This is a genomic window from Desulfosarcina variabilis str. Montpellier (assembly GCF_048565275.1).
Classification (GTDB): Bacteria; Desulfobacterota; Desulfobacteria; order Desulfobacterales; family Desulfosarcinaceae; genus Desulfosarcina; species Desulfosarcina variabilis.
In genome coordinates this window covers 6,482,296-6,508,153 of sequence record NZ_CP159846.1, presented here as the reverse complement: position 1 = coordinate 6,508,153, position 25,858 = coordinate 6,482,296, and the positions used below count along the sequence as shown (strand labels likewise).

The 25,858-nt window shown below is 50.9% G+C and carries 23 protein-coding genes and 1 pseudogene; 11 read left to right on the top strand and 13 right to left on the bottom strand.

Going from position 1 to position 25,858, the window contains the following annotated elements; all coding sequences use genetic code 11:
• The first annotated feature begins 10 nt into the window (after positions 1-10).
• The gene (locus tag Dvar_RS29465) at positions 11-1,708 is read left to right on the top strand and encodes an ABC1 kinase family protein (protein WP_419656701.1); all 1,698 of its coding nucleotides are present in this window, start codon (positions 11-13) and stop codon (positions 1,706-1,708) included.
• Positions 1,709-1,788: 80 nt separating this feature from the next.
• On the opposite strand, the gene Dvar_RS29460 is transcribed toward Dvar_RS29465, so the two are convergent.
• The 3 genes from Dvar_RS29460 to aceK all read right to left on the bottom strand — a co-directional run bounded on the left by Dvar_RS29460 (position 1,789) and on the right by aceK (position 5,769).
• Positions 1,789-2,124: a hypothetical protein gene (locus tag Dvar_RS29460; RefSeq protein ID WP_419656700.1), complete on the bottom strand. Its 336-nt coding sequence runs from the start codon at positions 2,122-2,124 to the stop codon at positions 1,789-1,791.
• A 333-nt stretch (positions 2,125-2,457) separates the two neighbouring features.
• Positions 2,458-3,798 carry an isocitrate lyase gene (gene aceA / locus Dvar_RS29455; RefSeq protein ID WP_419656699.1) on the bottom strand — a complete coding sequence of 447 codons (1,341 nt, stop codon included), beginning with the start codon at positions 3,796-3,798 and terminating at the stop codon, positions 2,458-2,460.
• Between the two features lie 246 nt (positions 3,799-4,044).
• Positions 4,045-5,769, bottom strand: a complete 1,725-nt coding sequence (aceK, locus tag Dvar_RS29450) for a bifunctional isocitrate dehydrogenase kinase/phosphatase (protein ID WP_419656698.1) — start codon at positions 5,767-5,769, stop codon at positions 4,045-4,047.
• A 217-nt stretch (positions 5,770-5,986) separates the two neighbouring features.
• On the opposite strand from aceK, the gene Dvar_RS29445 reads away from it, so the two are divergent.
• From Dvar_RS29445 to Dvar_RS29430, 4 genes are all read left to right on the top strand, one after another.
• Entirely contained in the window at positions 5,987-8,794 is a 2,808-nt protein-coding gene (locus tag Dvar_RS29445) for a DUF2339 domain-containing protein (RefSeq protein ID WP_419656697.1), read from the top strand.
• A complete protein-coding gene (locus tag Dvar_RS29440) occupies positions 8,791-10,161 on the top strand; it encodes a DUF3999 domain-containing protein (RefSeq protein WP_419656696.1) in 1,371 nt (456 codons plus the stop codon). Before Dvar_RS29445 ends, Dvar_RS29440 begins: the two co-directional genes overlap by 4 nt.
• Before the next feature lie 195 nt (positions 10,162-10,356).
• On the top strand, positions 10,357-11,172 hold the full coding sequence (locus tag Dvar_RS29435) for a transporter substrate-binding domain-containing protein (protein ID WP_419656695.1): 816 nt from the start codon (positions 10,357-10,359) through the stop codon (positions 11,170-11,172).
• A gap of 42 nt (positions 11,173-11,214) precedes the next feature.
• Positions 11,215-11,946, top strand: coding sequence for an amino acid ABC transporter ATP-binding protein (locus Dvar_RS29430; protein WP_419656694.1), 732 nt, complete (start codon positions 11,215-11,217; stop codon positions 11,944-11,946).
• Between the two features lie 201 nt (positions 11,947-12,147).
• Here Dvar_RS29430 and Dvar_RS29425 read toward each other — a convergent pair whose 3' ends face one another.
• The 4 genes from Dvar_RS29425 to Dvar_RS29410 form a co-directional block, all read right to left on the bottom strand.
• Positions 12,148-12,426 (bottom strand): saccharopine dehydrogenase C-terminal domain-containing protein, encoded by a 279-nt coding sequence (locus tag Dvar_RS29425; protein WP_419656693.1) that lies wholly within the window; start codon positions 12,424-12,426, stop codon positions 12,148-12,150.
• Positions 12,362-12,823: a saccharopine dehydrogenase NADP-binding domain-containing protein gene (locus Dvar_RS29420; RefSeq protein WP_419656692.1), complete on the bottom strand. Its 462-nt coding sequence runs from the start codon at positions 12,821-12,823 to the stop codon at positions 12,362-12,364. Before Dvar_RS29420 ends, Dvar_RS29425 begins: the two co-directional genes overlap by 65 nt.
• A gap of 10 nt (positions 12,824-12,833) precedes the next feature.
• A complete protein-coding gene (locus Dvar_RS29415; RefSeq protein ID WP_419656691.1) occupies positions 12,834-13,370 on the bottom strand; it encodes an ankyrin repeat domain-containing protein in 537 nt (178 codons plus the stop codon).
• Positions 13,371-14,253: 883 nt separating this feature from the next.
• Positions 14,254-14,661 carry a DUF2000 domain-containing protein gene (locus Dvar_RS29410; RefSeq protein ID WP_419656690.1) on the bottom strand — a complete coding sequence of 136 codons (408 nt, stop codon included), beginning with the start codon at positions 14,659-14,661 and terminating at the stop codon, positions 14,254-14,256.
• A 267-nt stretch (positions 14,662-14,928) separates the two neighbouring features.
• Here Dvar_RS29410 and Dvar_RS29405 point away from each other — a divergent pair, with 267 nt between their 5' ends.
• From Dvar_RS29405 to Dvar_RS29395, 3 genes and pseudogenes are all read left to right on the top strand, one after another.
• Positions 14,929-15,366 carry a hypothetical protein gene (locus tag Dvar_RS29405; RefSeq protein ID WP_419656689.1) on the top strand — a complete coding sequence of 146 codons (438 nt, stop codon included), beginning with the start codon at positions 14,929-14,931 and terminating at the stop codon, positions 15,364-15,366.
• Between the two features lie 102 nt (positions 15,367-15,468).
• Positions 15,469-15,570 (top strand): annotated as a pseudogene (locus Dvar_RS29400) (hypothetical protein); the annotation flags it as partial.
• Between the two features lie 34 nt (positions 15,571-15,604).
• The gene (locus tag Dvar_RS29395; protein ID WP_419656688.1) at positions 15,605-15,790 is read left to right on the top strand and encodes a type II CAAX prenyl endopeptidase Rce1 family protein; all 186 of its coding nucleotides are present in this window, start codon (positions 15,605-15,607) and stop codon (positions 15,788-15,790) included.
• A 220-nt stretch (positions 15,791-16,010) separates the two neighbouring features.
• Here Dvar_RS29395 and Dvar_RS29390 read toward each other — a convergent pair whose 3' ends face one another.
• On the bottom strand, positions 16,011-18,191 hold the full coding sequence (locus Dvar_RS29390) for a cysteine peptidase family C39 domain-containing protein (protein ID WP_419656687.1): 2,181 nt from the start codon (positions 18,189-18,191) through the stop codon (positions 16,011-16,013).
• Between the two features lie 234 nt (positions 18,192-18,425).
• Between Dvar_RS29390 and Dvar_RS29385 the strand changes: the two genes are divergently transcribed.
• The 3 genes from Dvar_RS29385 (at position 18,426) to Dvar_RS29375 (ending at position 20,423) form a co-directional block, all read left to right on the top strand.
• Complete coding sequence (locus tag Dvar_RS29385; RefSeq protein ID WP_419656686.1) at positions 18,426-19,076, top strand: LexA family transcriptional regulator; 651 nt, start codon at positions 18,426-18,428, stop codon at positions 19,074-19,076.
• 951 nt (positions 19,077-20,027) lie between these two features.
• Entirely contained in the window at positions 20,028-20,228 is a 201-nt protein-coding gene (locus Dvar_RS29380) for a hypothetical protein (protein WP_419656685.1), read from the top strand.
• Between the two features lie 54 nt (positions 20,229-20,282).
• Positions 20,283-20,423 carry a hypothetical protein gene (locus Dvar_RS29375; protein WP_419656684.1) on the top strand — a complete coding sequence of 47 codons (141 nt, stop codon included), beginning with the start codon at positions 20,283-20,285 and terminating at the stop codon, positions 20,421-20,423.
• A 35-nt stretch (positions 20,424-20,458) separates the two neighbouring features.
• Here Dvar_RS29375 and Dvar_RS29370 read toward each other — a convergent pair whose 3' ends face one another.
• From Dvar_RS29370 to Dvar_RS29350, 5 genes are all read right to left on the bottom strand, one after another.
• Entirely contained in the window at positions 20,459-21,247 is a 789-nt protein-coding gene (locus Dvar_RS29370; RefSeq protein WP_419656683.1) for a lytic transglycosylase domain-containing protein, read from the bottom strand.
• A 655-nt stretch (positions 21,248-21,902) separates the two neighbouring features.
• Positions 21,903-22,754 carry a transglutaminase family protein gene (locus tag Dvar_RS29365; protein WP_419656682.1) on the bottom strand — a complete coding sequence of 284 codons (852 nt, stop codon included), beginning with the start codon at positions 22,752-22,754 and terminating at the stop codon, positions 21,903-21,905.
• A gap of 111 nt (positions 22,755-22,865) precedes the next feature.
• Entirely contained in the window at positions 22,866-23,243 is a 378-nt protein-coding gene (locus Dvar_RS29360) for a hypothetical protein (protein ID WP_419656681.1), read from the bottom strand.
• A gap of 72 nt (positions 23,244-23,315) precedes the next feature.
• Positions 23,316-24,716, bottom strand: a complete 1,401-nt coding sequence (locus Dvar_RS29355; protein WP_419656680.1) for a KamA family radical SAM protein — start codon at positions 24,714-24,716, stop codon at positions 23,316-23,318.
• 562 nt (positions 24,717-25,278) lie between these two features.
• Positions 25,279-25,479: a cold-shock protein gene (locus tag Dvar_RS29350; RefSeq protein WP_419656679.1), complete on the bottom strand. Its 201-nt coding sequence runs from the start codon at positions 25,477-25,479 to the stop codon at positions 25,279-25,281.
• Positions 25,480-25,858: the final 379 nt, after the last annotated feature.

The window sequence follows — 25,858 nt, the reverse complement described above, 5'->3', positions numbered from 1 at the left end:
CCCTTCGCCAATGATCAGTATACGAAAAATTGGTGTGATTGGTCGCACCTACCGGAACCTGAATCGCTACCGGCAGATTCTGGCGGTAATGCTCAAATATGGTTTCGATGATATTTTGGAACTGCTCAGGATCGATCAATATATCGAGATCGGTCTGCAGATGCTATCCACCAAACGCGGTGAACGGGTAAAGCGTCTTTCCAGGGCCAGACGCGTACGGTTGGCCATTGAGGAACTGGGACCCACGTACATTAAAATGGGGCAGATCCTCTCCACCCGGCCCGACCTTGTTCCCGTGGATTTCATTAAAGAGCTATCCTTTTTACAGGATAAGGTTCCCTCCTTTTCTTTCGCCGATGTTCGCCAGATCATAAAAAAAGAAACGGGTCAGTCGATCGAGGAATTGTTTGACCCGTTTGATCCTGAGCCACTGGCCTCGGCCTCTATCGGTCAGGTCCACCACGCCTGTCTCAAGAACGGTGAGGAAGTCGCGGTCAAGATCCAGCGTCCCGGGATCCACAAGATTGTAGAGGTGGACCTTGAGATCATGCTTCATTTGGCGACGCTGGCTGAACGGCACATTGAAGAAATCGCATTTCACCGACCGGTAAAAATTGTTGAAGAGTTTGCCCGCTCCATCGAAAAGGAGATGGACTATACCCTTGAGGCCACCAGCATGGAGCGGGTGGCCCGGTCTTTTTTGCAGGACCAGACCGTTTACATTCCCAAAGTCTATCGTGAGATTACCACCGAGCGGGTATTGACCACCGAATTTGTGGACGGCGTCAAAGTGTCCATGCTGGAAGATCTGGACCAGAACGGCTATGACCGGAAACTCATCACTATGCGTGGTGCCGATATTCTGTTGACGCAAATTTTTCAACATGGCTTCTTCCACGCCGATCCCCATCCGGGAAATCTTTTCGTTTTAACCGATAATGTGATCTGTTTGCTTGATTTCGGTATGATGGGGACTGTGGACCGGGCCACCCGAGAGGCGTTTGTGGATCTTGTGGATGCCGTTGTGCGTCGGGATGAAGCCCGCACCACACGGGTACTGTTGAAGTTGACCCTGTGGGAAGAGGAACCTGACCTGCGCCTGCTGAGCAAGGATGTGGCCGACTTTATGGGTGAGCATCTTTACAAACCGCTCAAGGACATCGTGGTCGGCAAACTGCTGCAGAACCTGCTTGACATGGCTGCCCAGCATCGAATGCGCATTCCACCGGAGCTTTTTTTGATGATGAAGGCGATCAGTACGGTGGAAGGGGTTGGGCTGGCTCTGGATCCGGATTTTGATTTGATCGCTCATGCCGAGCCGTTTATCCGCCAGGTCAAACTATCGCGTTTTTCTCCCAAGCGTCTGAGCAGTGATGCCGTGAGCATCATCGGACAATACATGGATTTTGTCCAGGAATTTCCCAAGGATCTTCTGGAAATCACCCGCAACATCCGGCAGAAAAAGTTTACTTTTATGCTGGAGTTGAAAAACATGGAAAACATGCTTTCCACCCATGATCAAATTAGTAATCGTATCTCTTTTTCCATTATTATTGCCTCACTTATTATCGGTTCGGCGTTGATTGTCATTTCCAAAACGCCCCCCTTGTTTTACGGTATATCCGCCATCGGCATCGTGGGTTTTATTGCCGCCGCGGTGATGGGAATTTGGCTGTTGGTGGCAATCATCAAAAAGGGAAAACTATAATAATGATGATAACCAAATAAAAAAAGCAGACCAAAAAAGGTCCGCTTTTTTTATTTGCTGGGGTACAAGGTACCGACGATCTATTCTTCAATCTTTTTCATCGATATTCCCGATTTTGACCTGCGAACGGTGAACTTATCCCCTTCTTCAAACCCCATCTCTTCGATCAATGCTTTGGCAATGACAACACTGCCACGTTTACTGACCATGACTTCTTTGGACGGCACGCCCGCTCTTTTACCCCGACCGGATTTGATTTGCGGCGCCTTGCCAGCCATCATCAAGGCGTCAACATAGTGTGCTTTTAACTGGGCGGATGTGCTTAAATCGAATTCTTTCATGATTTCACTTTGAAGCTTTCCGCTTTCAATCATTTTGATCAACTTTGCTCCGTCGATTTTTTTCTTTGCTGGCATTCTTTACTCCTTACTCCTTGTATTATTATTAGATACGTTTGAACGTAAAAATTTTTCCATTATTGGCATTATTAATAAAAAATCAAGAAAAAAAGTTTTTATATTATTATCATCTTAAAAAAGCAAACGCAATTGGTTAACTTTTAATTTGGGTTAAAAAGATCCTTAGCATATCCATTTTTAGAATTAAAAATAGGTTGCTTGGAAGATCAATTTTGTTTACATAAACATCGCATCAAAATAAGCAATGCCGTTTTATATCCCATAAAACGGCATTGCTGTTCGAGAAAGTTAGATGTATTTTTGTTATTTAGTGTCCATCGTGGATGGGCACTATTTAAATTGTTCTTCCTCGGTGCTTCCGGTCATGGCGCCAACCGACGATTCCCCTGCACTGATGGTGTCCATCAGCCGGTCGAAATAGCCCGCACCCACGAATTTCTGGTGCGTTGTGGCCATATAGCCGTCTTCCTTGCCGAAGCGGAACTCATCTTCCTGAAACCGCGAGTAGGCCAGCATCCCGGTCTTGCGGTAGTTCAGGGCCAGATCGAACATCCCTAAATTCAGCGCGTGAAATCCGGCCAGGGTGACAAACTGAAATTTATAGCCCATGGCGCCCAATTCCCGCTGGAACGTGGCAATCGTGGCATCGTCCAGGTTGGCTTTCCAATTAAACGAGGGCGAGCAGTTGTAGGCAAGGAGTTTGCCGGGAAATTTGGCGTGGATCCCCTCGGCAAATTGTTTGGCCTGCGCCAGATCCGGTGTGGATGTCTCACACCAGACCATGTCGGCATACGGGGCGTAGGCCAGCCCACGCGCAATGGCTGATTCAACGCCGTTTTTCATGTAGTAAAACCCCTCGCTGGAACGCGGCTGGTCGAGGATAAACGGCTGATCCCGTTTGTCGATGTTGCTGGTCAACAGTTTGGCGCCGTCGGCGTCCGTGCGGGCCACCAAAACGGTGGGCACACCGCACACATCCGCGGCCATGCGGGCTGCCACCAGCTTGGCGACGGCCTCCTGGGTGGGAACCAGGACTTTGCCGCCCATATGGCCGCACTTTTTGGCAGAGGACAGCTGGTCTTCGAAGTGCACCCCACTCGCACCGGCCTCGATCATCTGTTTCATCAGTTCAAAAGCGTTCAGGGGACCGCCGAACCCGGCCTCGGCATCAGCCACAATCGGTGCGAACCAGTAGGGCCCGTTTTTTCTACCGTCCAGCACCTGAATCTGGTCGGCGCGCCGCAGGGCATTGTTAATGCGCTGTACCACAGACGGTACGCTGTTGGAGGGGTAGAGGCTTTGGTCCGGGTACATTTCACCGGCCAGGTTGGCATCCGCCGCGACCTGCCAACCACTCAGATAGATTGCCAGAAGCCCGGCCTCCACCTGTTGAACCGCCTGGTTGCCGGTCAGGGCGCCCAGGGCGGGCACATAGTCCTCATTGTTAATCAGATACCACAGACGCTTGGCACCGATTTTGGCAAATGTGTATTCAATCTTCAGATTGCCCCGCAGCTTGAGAACATCTTCAGCTGAATAAGGACGGATAATTCCCTTCCAGCGGGGATCGCCGGCCCAATGGGCTTCCAATTCTTCCCGCTCGTCGGCAACGACTTCATGGCAGGTGAGTCGTTCGCAGATCTCTTGGGCTTTCTCTTCAATTGTTTTCATGTTTCCTCCCCGGCTTAGGATTTATTAAACAGGCGCTAAGGGCACCGACGGTTGTGCTGGCAAAAATGTCAACGCGTCGTTGATGGCAATGTCGGACAGATCATAATAAAAAAAGATGGAAAATCTTACATCAGGCATCAGATGTTCGTGACCATCTGTGGATGGTCATTGGAAAAGCGGCTTTTCAACGGGCTGGAACAGCTATTATTATAATGCACCTGGGTTAAAAGTAAACCTAGGTTACCGTTATTCCTTTGCTTCGCCCAATTGATACCGGGGCGGATAGGGGGGGACGTGGCGGATCACGCCATTTTGGATTTCTTCTTGAACGCCGACCCAGAAATCCGTTTGCATCAGATTTTCGTGGTGGCTTAAAAACAATTGTTGATGCGGTGGCGCAAGTCCCAAAAACCGGGAAAACTCTTCAGGGAAGACGTCGTTTTCTTCCACCGTATACCAGGGCTCGTCCGCCATTTCTTCCAGGTATGTGCGTGGCTGCGGAATATTCCTGAAACGGCAGTCCGTCAAGGGGACGATTTCATCGTAATCGTAAAACACCGCGCGTCCGTGACGGGTCACACCGAAATTTTTCAGCAGCATATCACCGGGAAAAATGTTGGCTGCCGCCAGGTCCTTGATGGCGTTGCCAAAATCGATCACAACGGCGTCGGCGGGTTTACCGGTTTGGGTGCTCAGGTAGACGTCAAGGGGGATCACCCGCCGTTCCAGATAGGCCAGGTCAATGACCACGCGCTCTTTCTCGAGGTGAACCGTCTGCCCGGCCTCGGCGAGCAAAAGATCCAGCAATGGATCGGAAAACCAGCAGCGATCAAAGGACAGGTGCTCGAAGCAGTGGGCTTCGACCAGCCGTCCGACGCGGTAGTGATGAAAGATGAAGTCATATTGCGCCATCACCTTGGCCCGGGTTGTTCTTTTGGGGGTATCAAAGCGGTCGCGGATCAGTTTGACAACCATGTCAAGACCGGCCATTTCAAAAACGATCATGACCATGCCCCGTTTACCCGGTGAAAGGTGAAACAGGTCCATGGTGCATTCGGCCGTGTACCGGCAAACCTCACTGTACAGCACGGTTTTGCCGTGTTTAAAATGACCGATGGCCGAGTAGAGATCGGCTTCCGGTTTGGCCGGCAGAATCGATTTGAGAAATGCGATCGTCTCAGCGGGGTGCTCAATATCCACATGAAAGGCCGAGCGGGTATAGGAAAAGATGACGCTGACGGCTTCCGAGTAAAGCAGCAGGGCATCCACGAGAACACCACCGGATGGATGAAGCAGTGCGGCGACCAAGGGAAACGTCGTTTTCCCCGTGGTGACCCGGCCAATCAGGTATGCGCCTTGCCCGCGGTAGAACACCGGGCGGAGTATTTCGATGCGGCCTGGTTGAAGATCCCCCGTTTGACGCAGGCGGCGGTTCAGTCGGTCTGCCATGTGGGTCAGCACCGCGTCAATTTTCGCCGGGTCCACCATCCGCCCCATGGCATCCATGAAAATACGCCGCAGCACGGATTCAACCGGGTCCGTCAAAGGGTATGCCTTAAAGACCAGTGATGTGGGCGTGGGCCATACCGGCTCATCATGGACAAATTCAAGGTGTCGGTTGACCCCCACCGTGCCGAAAACACGGCGCGTGATCGAGTTGAAAAATGTTTCGGCCAGTTCCCGGTCATGGCGACGACGGATCTGGTCGGCAAAGGCGGCTTTGGCCCCAGCCCAGACATGGACGTCGCGAACGCGGTTCGTTAACATCGCGCACAGGCGGTTTTGTGCCTGATCCACGGCATCGGGGTAAAGATTCAGCCGATTGGCGGTGTCCGCCTGTAATGCGGACCATTCACGATGCATGAACCGTTTTGCTGCGCGTCGGGTAATCGACCGAAAACGATCCTGGTGGTCGATAAAATGGTTCCAGATCACGGTGGTGCATTGACGGGCCAAATCTGCTGTGGTCATTGCATATCCCATCGGCAAAGGATGAATGGATTTTCAAAAAGATAACCGATTATGCCTATAATTACAATTGGTGGCTTGAGTGAGCAGGGCTTGAGGCCGAATGGGGAAGGTGTTAACCTGCTTCATCACTAAGGTTGCCCCCACCGCCTGCCAATGGGCGTAATACCGCTCATTAAGCCATGCGGTGGGCGATGACCGCAATGAAAAGGAATGGGGTATGATATACATCGTCCTCGGACTGATCGGTGCCGTGGCCGGCAGTATTTATCTGTATGGAAAGGCGGATGCACTGGTCGGTGCCGGGATAGGCCTTGTGGTGGCGGCTGTTATCAATCAGCGTAACCGGCTCATGGCCATGGAGCAGCGCTTGAAGACCCTGGAAGCAACGCTTGCCAGAAAGGCAGCTTCAACGGTGGCCTTTGATGCAAAGGCATCTGCCCACGACGTTGCATCCCCGCCAGTACCGGACAACCACGGGCAACCGGCTGGTGCTGATGATCATAAGACGCACAGATCGGCTGAGGCCGTGGCTACACCCCCGATGGCGGCGCCCGCTTCTGCCGCTGACAGCAAGATGCCGTCCCTGGAACTGGAACTGGCCGATGATCTGGTTGATGATTTGGCCGGTGATACCAAGGCTGCAAAGCCCGGCGCAGCGCCACCCCGCCCGTTACCATCGTCGGCGACCAGCGGCACCATGCACCCTGTCGGGCAGTGGCTGTTGGGCGGTAATCTTGTTGTTCGGGCCGGCATCGTGGTGTTGCTGTTCGGTTTCGCCTTTCTGATCAAATATGCCGCCGCCCGTAACCTGATGCCATTGGAACTCCGTCTGGCGGCCGCCTTTGCCGCCGGCATCGGTCTGCTGGTGCTTGGCTGGCGGCTGAGAGCGCGGCGTTTTGCCTATGCCATAACCCTGCAGGGCGGCGGCATCGGTGTGATGTATCTGACCTTGTTTGCCGCGGCCAGGCTCTTTCATCTGGTTCCCATACCGCTTGTTTTCGCCTTGATGATCGGCCTGGTCTTTTTTTCCGGTGCCCTGGCCGTGCTGCAAAATGCCGCTGCCATGGCCGTGATCGGTGCGGCCGGCGGGTTCATGGCGCCGGTATTGCTCTCAACCGGGAGTGGCTCCCATATCATGCTTTTTTCCTATTATGCGCTGCTCAATGCCGGTATTTTCGGTATCGCCTGGTTCAGAGCCTGGCGTTGGCTGAATCTGTTGGGGTTTGTGTTTACGTTTGGTATTGGATCGGTGTGGGGGACGCAGTATTATCAGCCGGCCTATTTCAACAGCACCGAGCCGTTTTTGGTTCTTTTTTTTCTTTTTTACCTGACCATCGCCGTGCTTTTCGCGCTCCGGCAACCGCCGCAGTTGAAAGGGTATGTGGACGGCACACTGGTATTCGGGCTGCCTTTGGTGGTCTTTAGCCTGCAGATCGGGTTGGTCAAGTCCATCCCTTACGGTCTGGCTTACAGTGCCCTGGTCATGGCCTTGATTTATGCCGGGCTGGCCACAGCCTTGTGGCGACGCTGTGAAGAAGGCCTGCGGACGTTGGTCGAGGCCTTTTTGGCTCTGGGGGTGATTTTTGGCAGCCTGGCCATCCCCCTGGCCTTGTCCGGCAGTTGGACCGCCGTGACCTGGAGTCTGGAAGGCGCGGGGCTGGTCTGGATCGGCCTGCGTCAGCGCCGGTGGACGGCCAGGGTGTTCGGTTTGTTGCTGCAGGTCGGATCCGGTGCGCTGTTTTTGATCGAAAGCCATGGCAGCGCAGACCCGACACTTTTTTTCAACAGCCGCTTTCTGGGCGCAATGATGATGGGGCTGGCGGGACTGTTCAGCGCCTTCATGCTTGAACGTCATCAACAGCGGCTCCATCGCCTGGAACGGAACCTGGCACCGCTGGCCATGGCCTGGGGCCTGGTATGGTGGTTTGCCACGGGAATCACGGAAATCGATCGTGCGCTGGACTGCCGCTACGAATGGGCAGGGTGGATGTCCTTTGTCGGGTTCAGTGCGCTGGCCATGGGAATAGGGTATCGGCGGCTGGATTGGAATGGGATCCGGTTTCCCGCCATGGGGCTGTTGCCGGCCATGATCCTGGCCGGCGCGCTGCTCAGCCAGGAATACTATCTGCACCACCCCTTTCAGGGATGGTGGGCGGTGCTCTGGCCGGTATTGTTTGCCGTGCATGTCTATCTCTTATATGTAATGGATGCGGCGTGGCCGGCGACGCTGTGTGTGGTATGGCATACGACCGGCCTCTTGTTGGCTACGGTGCTGTTCAGTTGGGAAGCGGGCTGGATGATGGATCGGGTGGCCGATGGCACTCCCGTTTGGCGATTGATCGCCTGGGGCAGCGTGCCGGCGGCCGTTCTTTACGGGGCCATGCGACTGGGCCAACGGCTCAAATGGCCCTCAGCGGCTTTTTCCATTGCCAGTCAGGCATGGTTTCCCCAATTGTTGGCGGCCGGCCTTGTGGCCTGGTCGGTACTGAGCCTCTCATCGAGTGGAAATCCCCGGCCACTGCCCTACCTGCCGCTGTTTAACCCGCTTGATCTGGTACAGGTGTTTGTTTTCCTGGTCATGATCAACTGGATTGTATACGCATGCCGGCAGACGGATCATTTACCACTTAAAATCACACCGCTTAGCATGGGGGCCGTTGCCGCCTTGTGTATGCTTTTCTGGTTGACGGCTGTGGTGGCCCGCAGCGTCCATACATTTGCGTCGGTCCCCTATGTGTGGGAGGCCATGCTGCGCGCCAACCTGTTTCATGCCGCGGTGTCTGTTTTATGGGGGCTGGTGGCGCTGGGTGGCATGATCGCAGCCCATCGACTGTGCCTCCGCAACATATGGTTTTCAGGGGCCGGTCTGCTGGCGGTCGTTGTGATCAAGCTGTTTGTTGTCGATTTGTCGGGGTCGGGCACCATTTCCCGTATTGTCTCCTTTTTGGCCGTGGGCATCTTGATGCTGGTGATCGGCTTTTTTACGCCGTTGCCACCGGCAGCATCGAAAGGAATCCGTTCATGAAAAGATGGGGCTGTCTGGTTTTCTTGGTCTGGCTTGGGGTGCCCGTCCTGGCACTGGCCAATCCGGTGACCATGAATGATTTCGCTTATGGGCTCAAAATCCGGGTGCCTGCCGGGGTTGCCGTGGCGGCCGTCAGTGTTCCGGAGCCGGTATACAAAACCGTGTATCGAGTGGATTTGGGAGACATTCGCGTTTTCAATGCCGATGGCGAACCGGTTCCGCATCTGCTTCGCTTCGCTCAGAGCCAGTCGGCACAGACGCCCTGGCGACAGTTGCCTTATTTTCCGATTCCTGATGATGGGGATGGATCCGCCGCTGACTATGGCGTATATGTTCGTACCGGACCCGACGGAACCATCGTGCGCATCCAGCCCCAGACGCAGCAAACACAATCCCAGTCATCCACGCGGACCATTCTCATCGATTTGAGCCAGATGGACATCAATCTGGCTGAGCTGCGGCTGGATTGGCAGCCCGGAACCATGAACCGGATGGTCTTTCTATCTGTGGAGGCCAGCGACGATCTGGTCGACTGGACCCGGCTCAAGTCACGCGCCGTGATTTCCGACATCCAGTATGGCGGCCATCGACTTGGAAACAATACGATCACCTTTTCTCCCACCCTCAAACCTTACCTGCGTCTGCGTCAGTTGAACGAGGGGCCGCCGATTGCCGTTCGTTCTATTCAGGGACGCTCCATTGCCGAGGGACCCAACCCGGTGCGGGCGGTTTTGACCGTTGCAGGACGGCAAGCCGACGAGGCCAAGGGGGGGTATGTTTACGATACAGGGGGCGCATTTCCCGTGGACCGGGTCAATCTTGTGTTTGACCAACCCAACAGCATGGCCGATGCACAGCTGGCATCTCGCCATCACCGCCAGAGAGAATGGCGCAATCGGTGCAGCGGCCTGTTTTATCGTATTGATGTCCAGGGTACAGCGTTGACCAGCGCGCCGCAGCCGGTGACGGCGACCATGGATCGCTACTGGTGGCTGACGGTCAACGCCAGCGAAAGTACCATCGGTCAATCGATACCCCGGCTTGAAATCGGCTATCGCCCCCATGACCTGTTTTTCATCGCCAGGGGGCATGGCCCCTTCACCCTCGCATTTGGCAGTACCCGGGCCGAGCCGTTGAAAACCAATGTGGCGACCCTGGTGGACAGTATCAACCGGCAGCAAGAACATGGAATCGAGCGCTGGGTGTTTCCCGACGGCACGGTCTTTGAGTTGGGCGGTGCCAGCCGTTTGACCCCGCAGTCAAAGCCGCTGCCCACCCGCCAGCTTGTATTGTGGTCCGTTCTATTGGGTGGTGTGTTGATCGTTGCCATGATGGCCTGGCGTCTGGCCTGCCGGCTCAAGCCCTGAACGTATTTTTTAACCGCGCCATCCAATAAAAAAGATATATTGGAAGTTGTCAATCAATGCCGTGGCAGCATGGCATGTCTACCAATCAAATCTTTCCTTTGCGCCCATCTGATATATAAACTATAGTAACCCATTTCTTTGGAGCGGATGTTGAGCTGGCAGTTCTTATTTCTTCTTTCAGATACGGAGACAGACATGAAAAGATTTTGGTTGGGCATCCTGTTGATCGCTGCTGAACTGGTTGTTGCTATGGGTAGTGCCAATGCTGCAGATCGTCATCTTGAAAAAACATCCCATATCAATACAATACTTCAGCGCGGCGAGTTGCGCGTGGGATTCGAGTCGGGCCACGGACCGTTTGCGATCACCACCACGGCCGGTAAATACGTTGGCTTTGATATCGACTTCGGGCATCGACTGGCCAAGGCCATGGGGGTTAAATTCGTTCCCGTCAATACCGCCTCGGAGGGCCTTATTCCCGCCCTGCTGGCCAACCGGATCGATATTATCATGGGCAGAATGACCATTACCCAGAAGCGAAACCTGAAGGTTGCTTTTGCCGATCCGTATATTGTTATCGGGCAGGCTGTCCTTTTGAACAACAAACATAAAGACAGCGTCAAGTCCTACAAAGCACTTGACGATCCAAAGTACATTGTTGCGTCGCGCATGATCAGTATGGGAGAGTATACGATCAAACAGCTGCTTCCTAAAGCCACCTACCAACGATTCGAAACCGAGACCGATGCTGGTATGGCGGTGATCAATGGCAAGGCAGATGCGCTGGTCTACGACCAGCCGTTTATCGGTGTGCTGTACGCCAAGCACGGTAAGGGTAAAACCGTTTTTCTGGACCGGCCGTTCACCTATGAACCATTGGGGTGGGCGGTCAACCAGGGGGACCCGGATTTTTTAAACTTTCTGAATAATTTTTTACTGCAATGCAAGGGTGACGGCTTTTATGAAGAAGTATTCAACAGATGGATGTTGAGCCTGGAGTGGAAGAAATAGCACTATTCCGCATTTTTAATGAATAAGGAGGTTGGCAGCGTCGTGATAACGGCAAAAAATGTTTATAAGACGTTTTATGCACCCCATGAAATCCATGCCCTGGTAGATGTCAGTGCAACGATCACGCCCGGTGAAGTGGTGGTGGTGATCGGCCCCTCCGGATCCGGTAAAAGTACTTTTCTGCGATGTATCAACCGGTTGGAACATGCTACCCGTGGTCATATCTATATCGATGGCATCGATATTCTGGATCCCAAAACCGATATCAACAAGGTGCGTGCCGAAGTCGGCATGGTGTTCCAGTCCTTTAACCTTTTTCCGCACAAGACGGTTCTGGAAAATGTAACCCTGGCCCAGAAAGTGGTGCGCAAACGTTCCCATGGCCAGTCAACGGAAAAGGCCATGGCGCTTTTGAAAAAAGTCGGCATCAGCGATAAAATCAATGTGTATCCTGACCAACTGTCCGGCGGGCAGCAACAGCGCGTGGCCATTGCCCGGGCCCTGGCCATGGATCCCAAGGTGATGCTGTTTGATGAACCGACCTCGGCCCTGGACCCGGAAATGATCGGTGAAGTGCTGGAGGTCATGAAAACCCTCGCCCGTGAGGGGATGACCATGGTTGTCGTGACCCATGAAATGGGATTTGCCCGTGAAGTCGCCGACCGGGTGATTTTCATGGACGCCGGTGCGATTGTGGAGGAGGGGACGCCGGCGCATTTTTTTACCGACCCCACGCATGAGCGGACCAAGCTGTTTCTCAGTCAGATCCTTTAGCAGCCTGTTTGAAAATCCCGCCTCAGACCCGCTAACGGCGCTGGCAACCGGCTTAAAATGCTCACATATTGCATATATGCTCCGCTTTTAAGCCGTTTGCCGCCTTGTCATCGGGCCTGATCCAGACTTTTCAAACCAGGCTCCAATCGCGTCAGGGAGAAGGCGTTTTTTCGCGCTCACGCACTGCCGCTTACACGATTTTCATCCTTCCTTAACGGATTCCTCATAGATGACCCCGCGTTGGGCCAGCCCGTCCAGGATGAAGGTCATGCACGCCGGATCCATGCCAATGCGCTCAGGAGGGATGATGCCGGTCTGAACAAAGTGTCTGCCGGCGACCAGACGGGCTGTAACCGTAGCCGTGTATCCGGTGGTGCGGGCCATTGAGTGAACCCCTGTTGATGGATCACTCCGATCAAATAGATTCCAGGTATAACAACGCTGCCGGCCGCCTTTTTGGCCTTGGACCATGACTTGCATGATGGTGTAATCCACATCGTCCGGTTTCAGCTGCCACATGGGAAAAAGCAGCTGTGACCCCTTTACGTTTGGCCAGTTCATCCAGGGCAAACGGATCCTCGGGAAAAAAGGCGATGTCGATCACATTTTTTCCGGCCTCGATGATGGCTTTCAAGGTGGCATACCCCATGAACCCGGGAACGGCATTGATCACCATGGCACAGGGCGCCAGAATCCGGTCCAGTGCCTTCGCGTCCGTAAGATCGGCCCGCACGGTCTGGATGCCACCGGATGTTGCTATTTGTTGAAGGGCGCTTTGGCTGATGTCGGCCACGGTGACCGTATTTTCACGATCCAAAGCCAGATCCCTGGCCATGGGCGCGCCAATCAGGCCGGCGCCAAGAACGAGGATATTCATTGTTTTAAAATTATTGAATCGGTTTCAACAGTGTGCCGATTTCTTCGTATTGATGCTGACGCGCATAGGTGATGGGGGTGTACCCGGCTTTGTTACGAATGTCAGTGGACGCGCCATATGCTAACAAGAGTTTGACGATATCGGCATTGTTTCCATATGTTGCAACCAAAAGGGGTGTGTTGCCTTCCGTATCCTGGATATTGGGGTTGGCCCCTTTTTCGAGCAATATTTTCGTGTTTTCAAAGGACCGGTAGTGAGCCGTATGATGCAGCGCTGTCTTGCCGGCTGAATCCACTGCATCCAGGTCGGCCCCGTGTTCCACCAAATACTCCAGGATGGGGCCGTAATTATAGTATGCGGCAATGATCAACGGGGTACGGCCCGAGTTGTCCTTGCCATTGATATCCTGTTCGCCTTTTTCAATTAATGCAACGACTTTGTCATAATCCTGATAGTAGACGGCATCAAGCAATGGCGGCGACGACGCGCACGCCATGAGGAATATGATAACGATGGCCAAACTGCCTTTGGTTAAGAACTTTTGCATGAATCACTCCTGTCTGGTTTGCATGGATTACAAGCGATATGGCTATCAACGATACCCATCCGTTCGAATCGATCGAACGGCGTTTTGATAGATGCTTGGATCACTCACTTTTTGCCAACTGTCAATACTCTCTGTCAAGATCGATATGGCATTTAGGAAAAATTTTATCGTTTAAACTCAACCCAAATTAGTCACATTGCTGTTTTTTATCAAGGTGTCTGAAATTTTTTTAAATGAATCTTAATCATTTTTCGGTATATTCGGTTTATTGGGTCGATTTGAGGAAATGCCGTTAAAACAATGATGCCTGTTCAGCCAAATTCCCGATCCAAAGATGAAGCAGCCAAGCCTATGAAGTTTTCCAAAAGGCAAAAAAGATCAAGAAAATAGCGAGAATATGTCAAGATGCCTCATGCCTCCCGGGCCAGCATTAAGCTCACATGGATATCGGGCTTCTCCATTACCTTAACGGGTTCTCAAGCTCCGCTTGGGACCCATTAAGGTAAACAGTGGTACGCGCTCCCACGCGGAGCATCGGAGCTATACGAAAAACGGCTTTTCACACGTGCTTAAGTTGACGGGGATGCGCTTTGCGTGGGAACCTATCATGGGAAGTATTTGAAGTATTGACTGCTCTGTTCTTTAAAAGGCATTTTTTCGGCGGACGATATCTCACACCGGCGCCAATTCAACATAAGCTATGGGCGCAGAGAATTCTGTAAACCTGGGTCGAGACGGTGAGAAAAACATAAAATACGTTTTCAGTTCAACAGCAGACCGAGCGGCATCGTTGAAAGGACCCGGCTTATCATGCCGGACTTGATCCGGTATCCAGTTTGCGGGAAAGGACTGGCCTGCCGGCAGGCCAGTCCAGTGCAAGCGTTCAGCGCAGCAGTCCCATATTGCCGGTCAACGAATTTACCGTCCGATCCGGACCGCATATGCCAATGCCCAGGTAATTGAGCCCATCTGCCGGTGTCTGCTGCAGTTGCGACGCATAATGCCCATAGTCTTTGGATCGTTGGGCGACGTCGCAAAAGTCCACAAAGAAAAGCTCCCCATTGCCCAATTCCTCCAGCCGGCCTCGAAGGACGCGAATCCGTTGGGCATCGCCCTTTAAAACAGGAATGGAGACCTGTGTAATCCCGCGGTGCAGTGAACCGTCCCGGTCCATCACATCCTCACCGACAATACCATCGATCTGGTTTCCGATACTCATCGCCAGCACCGCCGATGCATTGGCAATCAGTCCCAGGGGCAGGGTATGGTCAACCACAATTACGCATTTCATCTTTTCAATCCTCCTTTGGCAGTGTCAACCGCCAATGAATCTATCTGACTATTCTGCCTCGTGGATTGAAAAATATTGCTTTTTTTTGTATTCACTTCTGGTGCGGCGACGTTCAATTCTGGTCTCCGCCGGGTGGTGACCCGCATTTGAAGGTGTAACGGGTGTCTCACGCGAAGCCGCGAAGAACGCAAAGAAAGGCCTGAAAAAAATACTTTGCGGCTTTGGCGTTTTCGCGTGAGGCCCGGAATAATAAAGGAGCTCAACGATTTGAAGAAACAACCTGACAAACGCATGCATTCAGCGGAGCACATCCTCAACCAGACCATGGTGAGTCGGTATGACTGCGGCCGATGTTTTTCGGCCCATATCGAACGCAAGAAGTCAAAGTGTGATTACCATTTTGACCATGCACTGAATGATGAAGAAGTGACGGACATCCAGGCCAGAGTCAACGCGGTCATCGATTCAGATTTGCCGGTCACGGAATCCTTTGTTTCGAAAGAGACGGCCGAGAACCGTTATAACACACAGCGGTTGCCGGACGCGGTAACAGCGGATGTTCGCATTGTCCATATGGGGGACTACGATGCCTGCCCGTGTATTGGCGAGCATGTTTCATCCACCGGTGAGATTGGTAAATTCAGGATTACCACCACCAGTTTTGAGGATGGGGTGCTGCGTATCCGGTTTAAACTTGCAAAATAATTTTAAACCAAACTGGGCGATTGTCTTGTTTGGGTTTTCCATTTATGGGGCAGGGGCCTTGCCCGACTGGATGCCAAAAGGCCGGCTTCCGGATGGGTCTGGATGTGGACCAACCTGTTTTTTACCTGCGTTTCGGAGGAAGCCCTGTTTCGCGGTATTATACAGCGGCACCTGGAACGGTCATTAAATCGTTTCCGTAATGGTGCCTGGTTAGCCTTGGGCGCAGCGGCTGTATGTTTTGGACTGGCCCATTTCGGCGGCGGATTTAAAGTACGTGATCCTGGCCACGGCGGCCGGGTGGGGGTATGGAATCATCTTCCAGCGCACCGGAAGCATCGATGCCAGCATTATGACCCACTTTGGCCTCAACACCACCCATTTTATCTTTTTCACTTATCCAGCCTTGGCGACGGTGCTGAGCTAAAGGCCCGGTTTCGGTTCTTGCACCTGGTTCAGGCCGTATTGGGCGATGGAATAGTCCCGATCTGCCCTTGCTCCATTCTCTCTGCCTCACGCGAAGCCGCGAAGAACGCGAAGGGTGCCTTTAAAGCATTTTTTTGCGTCTTAGCGTCTTTGCGTGAGACTTTTCTTGTCGGTTAAGTGGGGATGATGGGCACATCGGTTTAAGATTGTCGCGCCTGACGCTACAGTCTTTTTTTGAGCTGATCGAGCGCACAGATCAGCGCTTTTTTGTGTGCGGCAATCCGTCGTCTGAGGGGCCAGGCGGTGGGCGTTTCGGTTGTGATGGAATGGTGTGTATAGTGTTTTTTGAACATATACCAGTCTATCGTGCTGTTGAATTCGGGTAGTGTCGGGTAATCGGGCGCATCGGGTGACGTGGAGGTGATTAGGCCATTTTGGCATTCGGCACCGTATACCGACCGGCGCCTTGTGATGCGATAGCCGGCGGTGGAAAGGGCTTTCAGGATCACCGGGCCGAGAACCGGCTGTCCGCTGGGGGTGGTTTCGTACAGATAGAAGCCGTCCGGAATATCCTCGACCGAAAACGCTTCGCTTCGCGGCATATAGGTGTCGGTTTCATGCAGGTCAATCGCTAGGTGGTAGGGGCCGGGAAACCGGTCGAGCAAATCCTTGACGGCAGCGACTTCCGGCAGGTCGGCACCACCTCCGAAAGATCGGTTCAGATCGGCTGCATCACTGCCGTAACGCACACCGCGGGTGAAGCCGTACGGATTGAGGCAGGGCAGGATCAAAAATGAAAAATGTCCCAGGTATCGGTTGATGCCCTGGTTCATGAACTCCAGGAGGGCGTAAACCCCGGCCGGCTCTTCGCCGTGAATTCCGGCCGAGAGGATGATGCGGGGAAGATCGCCAGGGTAATTCCGGGTCAAGGCCGCGTAGATGGGATGAACGCCGGCATCGGTCATCACACGGCCGGCCTTGATCAGGCGATGCCCGGACACGTTTTTTTTAAGCGGCTGGACGACCTCGTCGGCAAATGGCCTCTTAACGGTGGCTCGCTTTTTGGCCACCAGATCGATCAGCCCCTTGATCCACAGCCAGTTGACCTGGCAGGCTAAATCGATGGGTGTGTTTCCGGTGGTTTCGGCCGTTACCGGATATGCCACCCCCAGGCGGTAGAGCAGGTCGCCCAAGGTGCCGTCATGCCGGACGATGAAGCCGTCCTTGTCCGTCCGCATGCCGCTGGCCTGGCCGGCGCGGATCACTTTGTGGGATAGAATCGGCACGGTTTTACGGATCGCCTCCACGATGCGGCCGTAAACCGGGAGATCCCCGAACGCGTAGTGGTAGGCGGCGGCCATGTCGGTCCGGGAGATGTTGTCCTGATGCAGGTCGAGGGCCGCGACGATGTTTTCCAGTGGATCGCGCCGCAGAAGGTGGTGCATGAGGCCCGTTTCGGCCGGCAGATTCAGATGCAGCCGGCTGTCCGAGGACCAGTACCATCGCTTGAATTTAGCGCCCCGGCGGATGTCATCGACCCGGTTTCCACTATCGAGCTCGTAGCGCACGAAATCGTTATTGGCTCCGGATTCTTCGCCGTTGTCGGTGTTGTAGCGCTGCCGGGCGTCGTAGCCTGCCGGATTGCCGAGCGGATAGACGATAAGCTTGACGCCGCGTTTGTGGGCATAGTCGAAGATGCGGTTAAAATAGCGGATGATGGTCAACGGGCCGGCCACTTCGTCTCCGTGGATTCCGGCGCGGATGAGCATGAATCGATCGTTCGGCTTGGCGCCGCGCGAGATGATCCGGTAAAAATCGAATCCGGCATCACGCTGCTCAAGACGGTGACGTTTGACTTGAATATCGTGCCGTCCGGCCGCCAGTTTCTTCAATTCCCCATAGTAGCCGGCGGTTTTCCTGTACTGTTCATCACGGATACGCCTATCGATGATGATCATCCGCCGGATGATCAATTCGTCTTTGGACCTCAGGTAATCATTTGGGAAGTCGAACCATAGCCGCATGAAAGTCGACAGCTTCAGCGCCCGCCGATGACCCAGGCTCGGGTCTTCAAGGTAAATATTCTCCCTGTCGATGCCGCTGACGACCGAATAATGGCCACCCTCGAAGGCGAACCAATCGACGATGACCGGTATCTTTTTACGGTTGACCCACTTGCGGATATCTGCCAGATCTGAAAAATCCTTTACACGGGCGCGGAAGCCGAGCTTCTTGGCGGCACACACCAGACCCTCTGCCCCGATCCCGCTGGACGGGGTGCAGCCGGATATCAACGCCAGTTTTTTTTCAGAGATTTTAAGGCCCAGAAAGCCCAACACCATTTTTAACGATGCCGGGCCGCAATAGCCGGGCTTTTGTCTGAAAGGATAGACATTCAACATGGCATCTACTTCTGTCTTGAAATAATTTTTACTTCTTATTCTGTACTTATTTAATAATGGGTTAAGAAATCAACCGATTTCATTTACCCATGTCCTTTTGGTGGAATTGTTGGCGTTTTGGAGGGGCGAACCAAATTTTTAATCGCATAATTCACAATTGCAAAATATTTGTTGTAAAAACTTAACAGGGTGTTGTATTATACAAATAAAAATCAACCAGCCATTGGAATATATATGAAAAACCAATTTCAGACATTTTTTGATCGTGTCTCCAGTGCCCTGGGCATAAAAAACCTTTCTGAGCTGGCAGCCCTTTTACAGGTCAACCGGTCTTCCATCACCCAGGCACGGAAAAACAATTCCGTTCCCGCCAATTGGCTGCTGACTCTTTTTCGTGAGCATGGGTTGAATCCCGACTGGTTGGAAGGCGGAGATGGCCCGGAACGGGTTCGGCCTATCAATAGTGAGGATGACGCGTTTTTTGCGGTGCCGAAGGTCCAGGCCAGGCTTTGTGCCGGTGCCGGATCTTTCGAAGTGGGCAATCGGGTAGAAGACCATTTTTCATTCAAAACGGCGTGGTTGCAAAACAAGGGGGCCAAAGACCGTATGGTCTTGATGGATGTATTTGGGAACAGCATGGCGCCAGAGATTAAAGACGGAGATACCGTGCTCATTGACCAATCCCAGACTGATATTATTGCTGGCACCGTTTATGCCGTGGGGGTTGAGGACACGATAATGATCAAACGGATTGAAAAACATCCACGAAAACTCGTGCTCCTGAGTGACAATAAAGAATATACACCGATTTATTTGTCCGATGAGGAAATGGATCGTGTACGCATCATCGGAAAGGTACTATTGATCTGCAGAGAATTGAGGTGAAGACATGAATAAACCCGAGCAGATGGTCATGGACTTCAAATCCCCGATGGCTAACATGAATCATGGCCTTTCCTGTGTGCCCGGATGCACAGAATTCTTGCCTTCGACGAATGAATCGCAAATGCTGCCAGGGTCACAACTGCGGCCTCTCCGGCCAGAATCGAGGTCTTTGTCTCGACACTGGACTATGCGTTGCTTTCCAAAAATCACTTTCAGATCTGCTGTGGATTGTCTGATTATGGCCGTATGCGTATTGTTCGCTGCGCTGGCGACCCTGCTATTGGGGCTATAGGATACTTTAGGTTTCACATATGGTAGTTTTTACCTACCGCCCAGCCGCCAACCGGCTCACATTGTCGAATTCTCAAAATGCCGTATATTCTTCCTAAAGCGAAATTGAACATTAATACGTATTAGCAACCAACCAGAAAGATGACATCTGGAACGAGCATAAATTTCAGGATCACTTTGACAACAAGAGATACGAGATTACCCGCTATTAAAACATCGACTGTGGAATACCAAGATTTGAACCTGGCATGTGACATGGGAATTGATGTGATAAAACAACTGAAAGGAATACGCCCTTTGAGATAAACGATCATCGTACCGATTGCGCTGGGCCATAACCTGTCGATGCATTGGCGGTCGGAAACAGGGCGTTTAGAATATATGAGAATTACAGGAGTAGAATGAAAATACATGATAAGTAAAATCCATGGAATTCTCTTCTTATTTTGGCTTTTCAGCCTTCGGGCGAGTCGGATGCTTTTGTCTGCGGAGGTGCATTGCAGATGATTGCCTCCGATTTCTGCAATATTAGGATTGTGTATGGACCTAATTATTGAGCCTCTTCAGTAGTCGTCACACCTCATCGTTACTTGCCTTTATTCCACCTTCGTAAACTAAGCATAAGTCGGAAATAATCCGACATATGGACGGAAAACGGCAATGGACGACACAATTCCTTACATCATTGTGGATAACCAAAGAATCGCTCCTTTGGTACGAGAGATAGGCATTCGCAGCTCCAACTATCTCGAGGGCGGGGAAAGCGATCCGCCGTTCGGGGTGGTCGATCGGGTCACCATCTCCAGTGAGGCCCGCCAGCGGTCTCGGCTGTATCTCGAGCAGATTCTCAAGGATGCGTGACCTGTTGCGATATCCATAGACTGCGCTCTGCGGCGAAGGTTGTGGACTCCAAAAATGGCTCTCACGCAAAGCCGCAAAGAACGCGAAGACGGTGGCAAACGGGTTGCAGGCATGCCCACAAACGACATCCACCGCTATCGATCTGGTCGTGAGCGGTTGAATTTTTTTTCTTTGCGGCTTAGCGTCTTTGCGTGAGGCTTTCATTCTTCGATCGAAGGCCAATCTGACCATCAGCCGATGGTTTCACCCAAGGCGGCCATGGTGGAAAGAACGCGCTGAATATAGGTTTGTGTTTCCTGGTAGGGCACATTGCCATTGTAGCGCTGCACCGTTCCAGGACCTGCATTGTAGGCTGCCAAGGCCAGCTTGATGTCGCCACCAAAGCGATCAAGCATTTTTCTCAAGTACCGGGCGCCCCCATCGATATTTTGATCGACATCAAAAGGATCGCTTACCCCAAGCTCCCTGGCCGTGCCGGGCATGAGTTGCATTAATCCCTGCGCCCCTGCGGGGGAGACCGCATCCGACCGATAATTGGACTCCGCTTGAATCACACTTTGGATCAGTTTTTCGGAAATAGCGTATTTTGTTGCCGCGTTGCGGATGCTCTGATGAATGTCTGGACGGATGTGATTATCATCGGACTGATCCCCATGGGGGGAGGACACGTCCGACCGGCCTTCTTTCACGGAGGGCCGAAGATGATCAGTTGGCTGGCCACGGCAGAGACGGGTTGATGATTTCTCCATGTTGCCAAGCATGTCGTCAGGCAGGGACGACCGGTTCAAAGATGCCGGCATTGTCGATTGGCCCTTGCATGCACTTAAATAATCCGAAATGGTCATTGCTCCTTGGCCATTGGTCTTGTCCGGTTGGTCCGTTGACCGAGCCGCCTGTAACAGTACATCAAAAGTGGATGCTGACGCGCTTTCGAGTGGTTGTGAGCCGGCAAGTATCCGGGTCTTGATTCCCGTCTGTCTCAGGTAGGCTTCAATGGTCATGCCTGTTTGATCGATCATGGTCCCCTCATGGTGACTGAGTTGTTCTACTCTATCTAAACAAGAACCATGCCACGCTTGTTAGTTTGTAATTATTAATTATATTGATAGGTTAATATCGTGCTGAAAATTTGATACCCATGATCGCGTCATTTTTTTCAATTATCGATAATATTCTGACGCTTTGGAGGATGCCTTAATCGGTGTTTCCAAAAAAAATGGCTACAAATAAAAAAGGACTTAGCCGAATTTGGTCTAATAATATAATGCCGCACCATCTCTGGTGTCTGTAACCAATCGAGTTCTGAGAAGGGTCTTTTGAGTACCATGAAAAGCACTTTGTCATAGGTAAAACAAAAGACCTATCGATTTTATCAATTATTTCAGATAGTTGTCATTGTATTGTTTTTTCTTATGTTTTCCAATGGTTATAACTGGGGTTAAATATGCAAAATGCCCCCTGAATGCTTACAATCCTTCCATCTGATTTCCGGGAAAAAATAGTTTCGATTCGCTCACTCAAAGTGGAGCATCACGCCATAAAGCCATCATTCAGGCTTTGGCTTGGTGAAAATATTACGAGACCATCAATTTTTATGCGCCATGATATTTCTCCTCCAGTGAAAGGGATGAATTATGGCAATCTTGATCAAATAACATGGGCATGGTTCTCTGATTAGCTTTTCGTTACCCATACACCGACATCGAGCCGTGTTCCTTGAGTCCCGAAAAATGTTCCTGATATTGGTGAGACTGTTTCAGGTAGTCTTGCCACTGCAACGGCAATGTGGTCGGTTCCAACAATCTTTCCAATGGTAGGATCGAAACCCTTCCAGCCTGCGCCGGGCAGGTACACTTCGGCCCAAGCATGTGTGGCACCAAAATTGGCTGTTGATGGCTTTGCATGAAGGTACCCGCTGACAAATCGCGACGCGATACCCAATGATTTCATCGCTTCCATGAACAGGACTGCAAAATCACGACAAGAGCCGGTACCGTATGCAAGTGTCTGCTCTGCTGTTTGTACACCGGGTTCCTCACGAATTTGATATTTCAGCGTTTGATAAATGCGGGTGCAAATCCGATTCAGCAGCGTGTATGTCTCAATTTTTTCGCCAGGCTGCCAACAGTTTACAATCCATTCATCCAGCTGTATCCTATTCCTGTTTTCCTGAATGGCCATATAGGGTGCCAGCAAGATGGTGTCATCTGATTGATAGATAAAAGGCCAATTTATTGCGTAATCGGCAACCAGAAATTCCAGTGGTGTCTCATTATACTGACAGATAACAACATCGCTCTCAACGACAAGCTGGTTGGTGGGTAAATCGAAAGTGGCGACGGCAACCGAGTTGCCTTCCACGTCTCTGTGCCAAAGCAAGGAAGCTGGCGGCGTGATCGTTAGCGTTGATGATTCAATTCGAAGATCATGGTCTTCTCTTGGACGCAGGCGCAACGTGTGTGGGCCGAGGCTTACAAGACCGGAGAAGTTGTAGTAGGTACGATGAAAGATGTTATAGCGCTGCATACCTTTCCCTATCGCTCACTTTGGCAAAGGTTAGGTCGTCTATTTAACATATAAACATTTTTCATAATGGTAGAGTGTCGATGATAGATAACGCGATAACATACTAATGGATCACTCCCATGGACCCCAATTGCCATGGGATTTAATCAGTTTAAGCGCTTGATGAATCGTGTATTTCTTAACACCCGTGATCGTGTCGTTAAGATAGTAGTCTTCTTTTAATAATAGTCGTTTATGTCCATTGCTGATGTCGTATACAAAGTCAAGCTCTTCAAGCCAGGCATGATTTACAGGTTTATCCTGATTTAAAGAAGCCAGATTTCCATGCACGAGTCGATGCTGTCCGAAGTAATCCTTGACTCGAAGGTGCTGTATGAATTCCGCTGCAGCCTTAAAGCAATTGTACTGTATATCTCGTTTTCGGTAATCCGCATTCAAGTTTGAAGTCAATGGGCTTGCTACATTTTCATGTTTCTGCAATAAGATCATTTTTTATGAATTTCGCCTAAATTTGATTGAAAAGTAATAAGATATCGATCAGTTTCTCTTGGAGAATGTGCTTTATGCATATTGATTGACGCAATCCAAAAAGGGAGACCCGTTAGCAGATTGCCGCAGTCTCATGGGATTGGTTGCTGCCGCGTCATCGAAATCGTCACCTATTCTGAAGTCGGATTCTTTATCTCCAACGAAAAAAAACGTTTTGTCTCCGAAGGCAGGCCTCAATTCATCAATCCAACACGCACTTTCATCAAATTCAGCAAAAAATGGCTTTTTCACCCAGTTGGCGGACCGACCCTGAATAATAGACATGGCGATGTATTTTTTCCCGTTTATTTCAGGAATCCCATCGATCTTAATCTTCCCATGGCGTGCTGACATACTTGGCCCCCTGACCGTTCTTGCCATTCCACTTACATGACTAAATGCCTTTCTGAATATACGATACGCATCAACCAAAGGAATGGAAAAAAACCTATGGGAACCGGTATTTCTGGGTACAAACATATAATATGGAATGATGCCTATATTCACCTGATCCTCCCACATTTTTTTCCAGACAGAGGGGATAGCGTTTACATGATTGAGAACCGGGGATTGCGATCTGATTAACGCACCCGTTTGTCTGATGCGTTTCACTGCCTCCCGAAAGGCAACGGTTCCCATCTCCCGATGGTGATTGATATGCGCCATTATGGAAAGATGAATTCCAGAATCGACCACTTTTCTAAAAAGCTCCAAAATCTTATCTGAATCTCCGTCCGTCAGGAATCTGTAAGGCCAGAAGGAGAGTGATCTAGTCCCTATCCGTATTGTTTTTAGGTTGGATATACCCGAATTCAGCAGGACATCGATGTAGGTTTCCAGTCGTTCGGCCTTCATCACCATGGGATCTCCACCGGTAATCAGCACATCCGTAACTTCAGGATGCATGCTGAGATATGAGGCGGACAATTCAGCTTGTTTCAATGCGATCTTATGATCACTCATTCCGATGAACTGCGGCCATCTGAAACAGAATGTGCAGTAGGCATGACAGGTCTGCCCCTGGGCTGGAAACAGCAACACGGTTTCCCTGTATTTATGCTGGATTCCATCAACTCTGTTCCCATCCAACTCCGGAACATTGCATTTAAGTTGGCCTGCCGGGTGTGGATTAAGCCCAAGCTGAATTTTCTTGATCGTCCGACTAATGAGGGATTTATCGGTTCCGTTTTTTAACATGCTGGAGACCAGATCGAAGTTCTTTTGGGAAATCATTTCTTTCCGGGGAAAATTAATCATATACAAAGGATCATGCTCAACATTGTCCCAATCAATTAATTCATTCACCACATAATTGTTAGTCTTAAAGGGTAAAACCATAGAAACGACATCAATATCGGAGACGGCGTTTTTTTTCAGCTTTTTTATCTGCCTTATCTTATGATAATTCTTTCGTGTAAACGGTAAATATTTCATTTGGTTATGCTTTATTTGTGATATTAAAATGTAAATCGCGGTCTTATTTTATTAACATGGACCTTATCGCGAATGGTCATTGGCCGACTCACAGGAAGGAATAATAATTCGCCTTGCCGCTTATAGATGATTGATGACGGTGAGCGTATTAAAGTGATTATCGTCTATTCAAAAGATTGTTATGGACTATCACGACGGTTAACAACACAAAATATATACTTCAGTAGGATGAGTCGTAATCGGATTTTGGATAATTGCGGAAGAAATCTGCCGGATTGTTGTTTTTTTGTGAATCGGGATAAGTGGAGATATATCCGTTTTGATCTCCTCTCAAGGAGAGTTATCGATTGACCTCTTCCTTTAATTTATTGATCACCTTTCTCATATTATGCCTCGATTCCGACTTTTTTCTTCGGCCTTGAAACGGCGGGTGTTTTCTGCTTAATTAGAAGCTTGACAATGAGGCTGCAATCAACTGATGTACCGTTAAAAAGTCGATGGTTAAAGAATGTAAAAGCCGAGGCATCCCTCAAAAGGATGCCTGTTGGCTGACTGTAATATTCTATACTGCTGTCACATTTGTTGCGGAAGGGCCCTTCGGTCCCTGTTCTACATCAAATGATACTTGGTCACCCTCGTTGAGGGATTTGAAACCCGTTGCATTGATTGCTGAATGATGAACAAAAATATCTGTTCCGTCTTCCTGCTCAATGAACCCGAACCCTTTACGGTCATTGAACCACTTAACTTTTCCATTGGCCATGATAACATCCTCCTTTCTCAAATTTTAAAGGATTATCGTGCCTATACAATTCTCAATGTCGCTAACTGGAGGGTGCCATTTGGGCAAATGGTGTTAACCTGCAGAGAGGAACTGCCCTGAAGTGAAATAAAATAGACAGGACATGATTGAATGTCTATATACTAACCTTTTTTCCACACAAAGCAAGTTAAATATTTGTTTACAAAATAAATATTATCCATCCTTAATAATTTTAAACATACAAATCCAAAGAGTTAGGTGTTTTGACATCGGTGATGTTTCCAGGCCACATCGCGCAGCAGATCGGACAACCCTTGTCGTTGATCACGGCGCCAACTACCATCTGTTTCAGATCCGGCCGGTGGTCCTTGCTGAATCA

What these genes read in the sequence shown, in the direction of transcription:
- Dvar_RS29355 (WP_419656680.1), bottom strand. Translation starts at nt 24,716, where the DNA reads ATGAAATATTTACCGTTTACACGAAAGAATTATCATAAGATAAGGCAG.
- aceK (WP_419656698.1), bottom strand. Translation starts at nt 5,769, where the DNA reads ATGACCACAGCAGATTTGGCCCGTCAATGCACCACCGTGATCTGGAAC.
- Dvar_RS29365 (WP_419656682.1), bottom strand. Translation starts at nt 22,754, where the DNA reads ATGCAGCGCTATAACATCTTTCATCGTACCTACTACAACTTCTCCGGT.
- Dvar_RS29420 (WP_419656692.1), bottom strand. Translation starts at nt 12,823, where the DNA reads ATGAATATCCTCGTTCTTGGCGCCGGCCTGATTGGCGCGCCCATGGCC.
- Dvar_RS29370 (WP_419656683.1), bottom strand. Translation starts at nt 21,247, where the DNA reads ATGATCGATCAAACAGGCATGACCATTGAAGCCTACCTGAGACAGACG.
- Dvar_RS29415 (WP_419656691.1), bottom strand. Translation starts at nt 13,370, where the DNA reads ATGCAAAAGTTCTTAACCAAAGGCAGTTTGGCCATCGTTATCATATTC.
- Dvar_RS29435 (WP_419656695.1), top strand. Translation starts at nt 10,357, where the DNA reads ATGAAAAGATTTTGGTTGGGCATCCTGTTGATCGCTGCTGAACTGGTT.
- Dvar_RS29465 (WP_419656701.1), top strand. Translation starts at nt 11, where the DNA reads ATGATCAGTATACGAAAAATTGGTGTGATTGGTCGCACCTACCGGAAC.
- Dvar_RS29425 (WP_419656693.1), bottom strand. Translation starts at nt 12,426, where the DNA reads ATGCAAGTCATGGTCCAAGGCCAAAAAGGCGGCCGGCAGCGTTGTTAT.
- Dvar_RS29385 (WP_419656686.1), top strand. Translation starts at nt 18,426, where the DNA reads ATGAAAAACCAATTTCAGACATTTTTTGATCGTGTCTCCAGTGCCCTG.
- Dvar_RS29380 (WP_419656685.1), top strand. Translation starts at nt 20,028, where the DNA reads ATGGACGACACAATTCCTTACATCATTGTGGATAACCAAAGAATCGCT.
- Dvar_RS29350 (WP_419656679.1), bottom strand. Translation starts at nt 25,479, where the DNA reads ATGGCCAATGGAAAAGTTAAGTGGTTCAATGACCGTAAAGGGTTCGGG.
- Dvar_RS29460 (WP_419656700.1), bottom strand. Translation starts at nt 2,124, where the DNA reads ATGCCAGCAAAGAAAAAAATCGACGGAGCAAAGTTGATCAAAATGATT.
- Dvar_RS29410 (WP_419656690.1), bottom strand. Translation starts at nt 14,661, where the DNA reads ATGAAATGCGTAATTGTGGTTGACCATACCCTGCCCCTGGGACTGATT.
- Dvar_RS29375 (WP_419656684.1), top strand. Translation starts at nt 20,283, where the DNA reads ATGGCTCTCACGCAAAGCCGCAAAGAACGCGAAGACGGTGGCAAACGG.
- Dvar_RS29445 (WP_419656697.1), top strand. Translation starts at nt 5,987, where the DNA reads ATGATATACATCGTCCTCGGACTGATCGGTGCCGTGGCCGGCAGTATT.
- Dvar_RS29390 (WP_419656687.1), bottom strand. Translation starts at nt 18,191, where the DNA reads ATGTTGAATGTCTATCCTTTCAGACAAAAGCCCGGCTATTGCGGCCCG.
- Dvar_RS29360 (WP_419656681.1), bottom strand. Translation starts at nt 23,243, where the DNA reads ATGATCTTATTGCAGAAACATGAAAATGTAGCAAGCCCATTGACTTCA.
- Dvar_RS29440 (WP_419656696.1), top strand. Translation starts at nt 8,791, where the DNA reads ATGAAAAGATGGGGCTGTCTGGTTTTCTTGGTCTGGCTTGGGGTGCCC.
- aceA (WP_419656699.1), bottom strand. Translation starts at nt 3,798, where the DNA reads ATGAAAACAATTGAAGAGAAAGCCCAAGAGATCTGCGAACGACTCACC.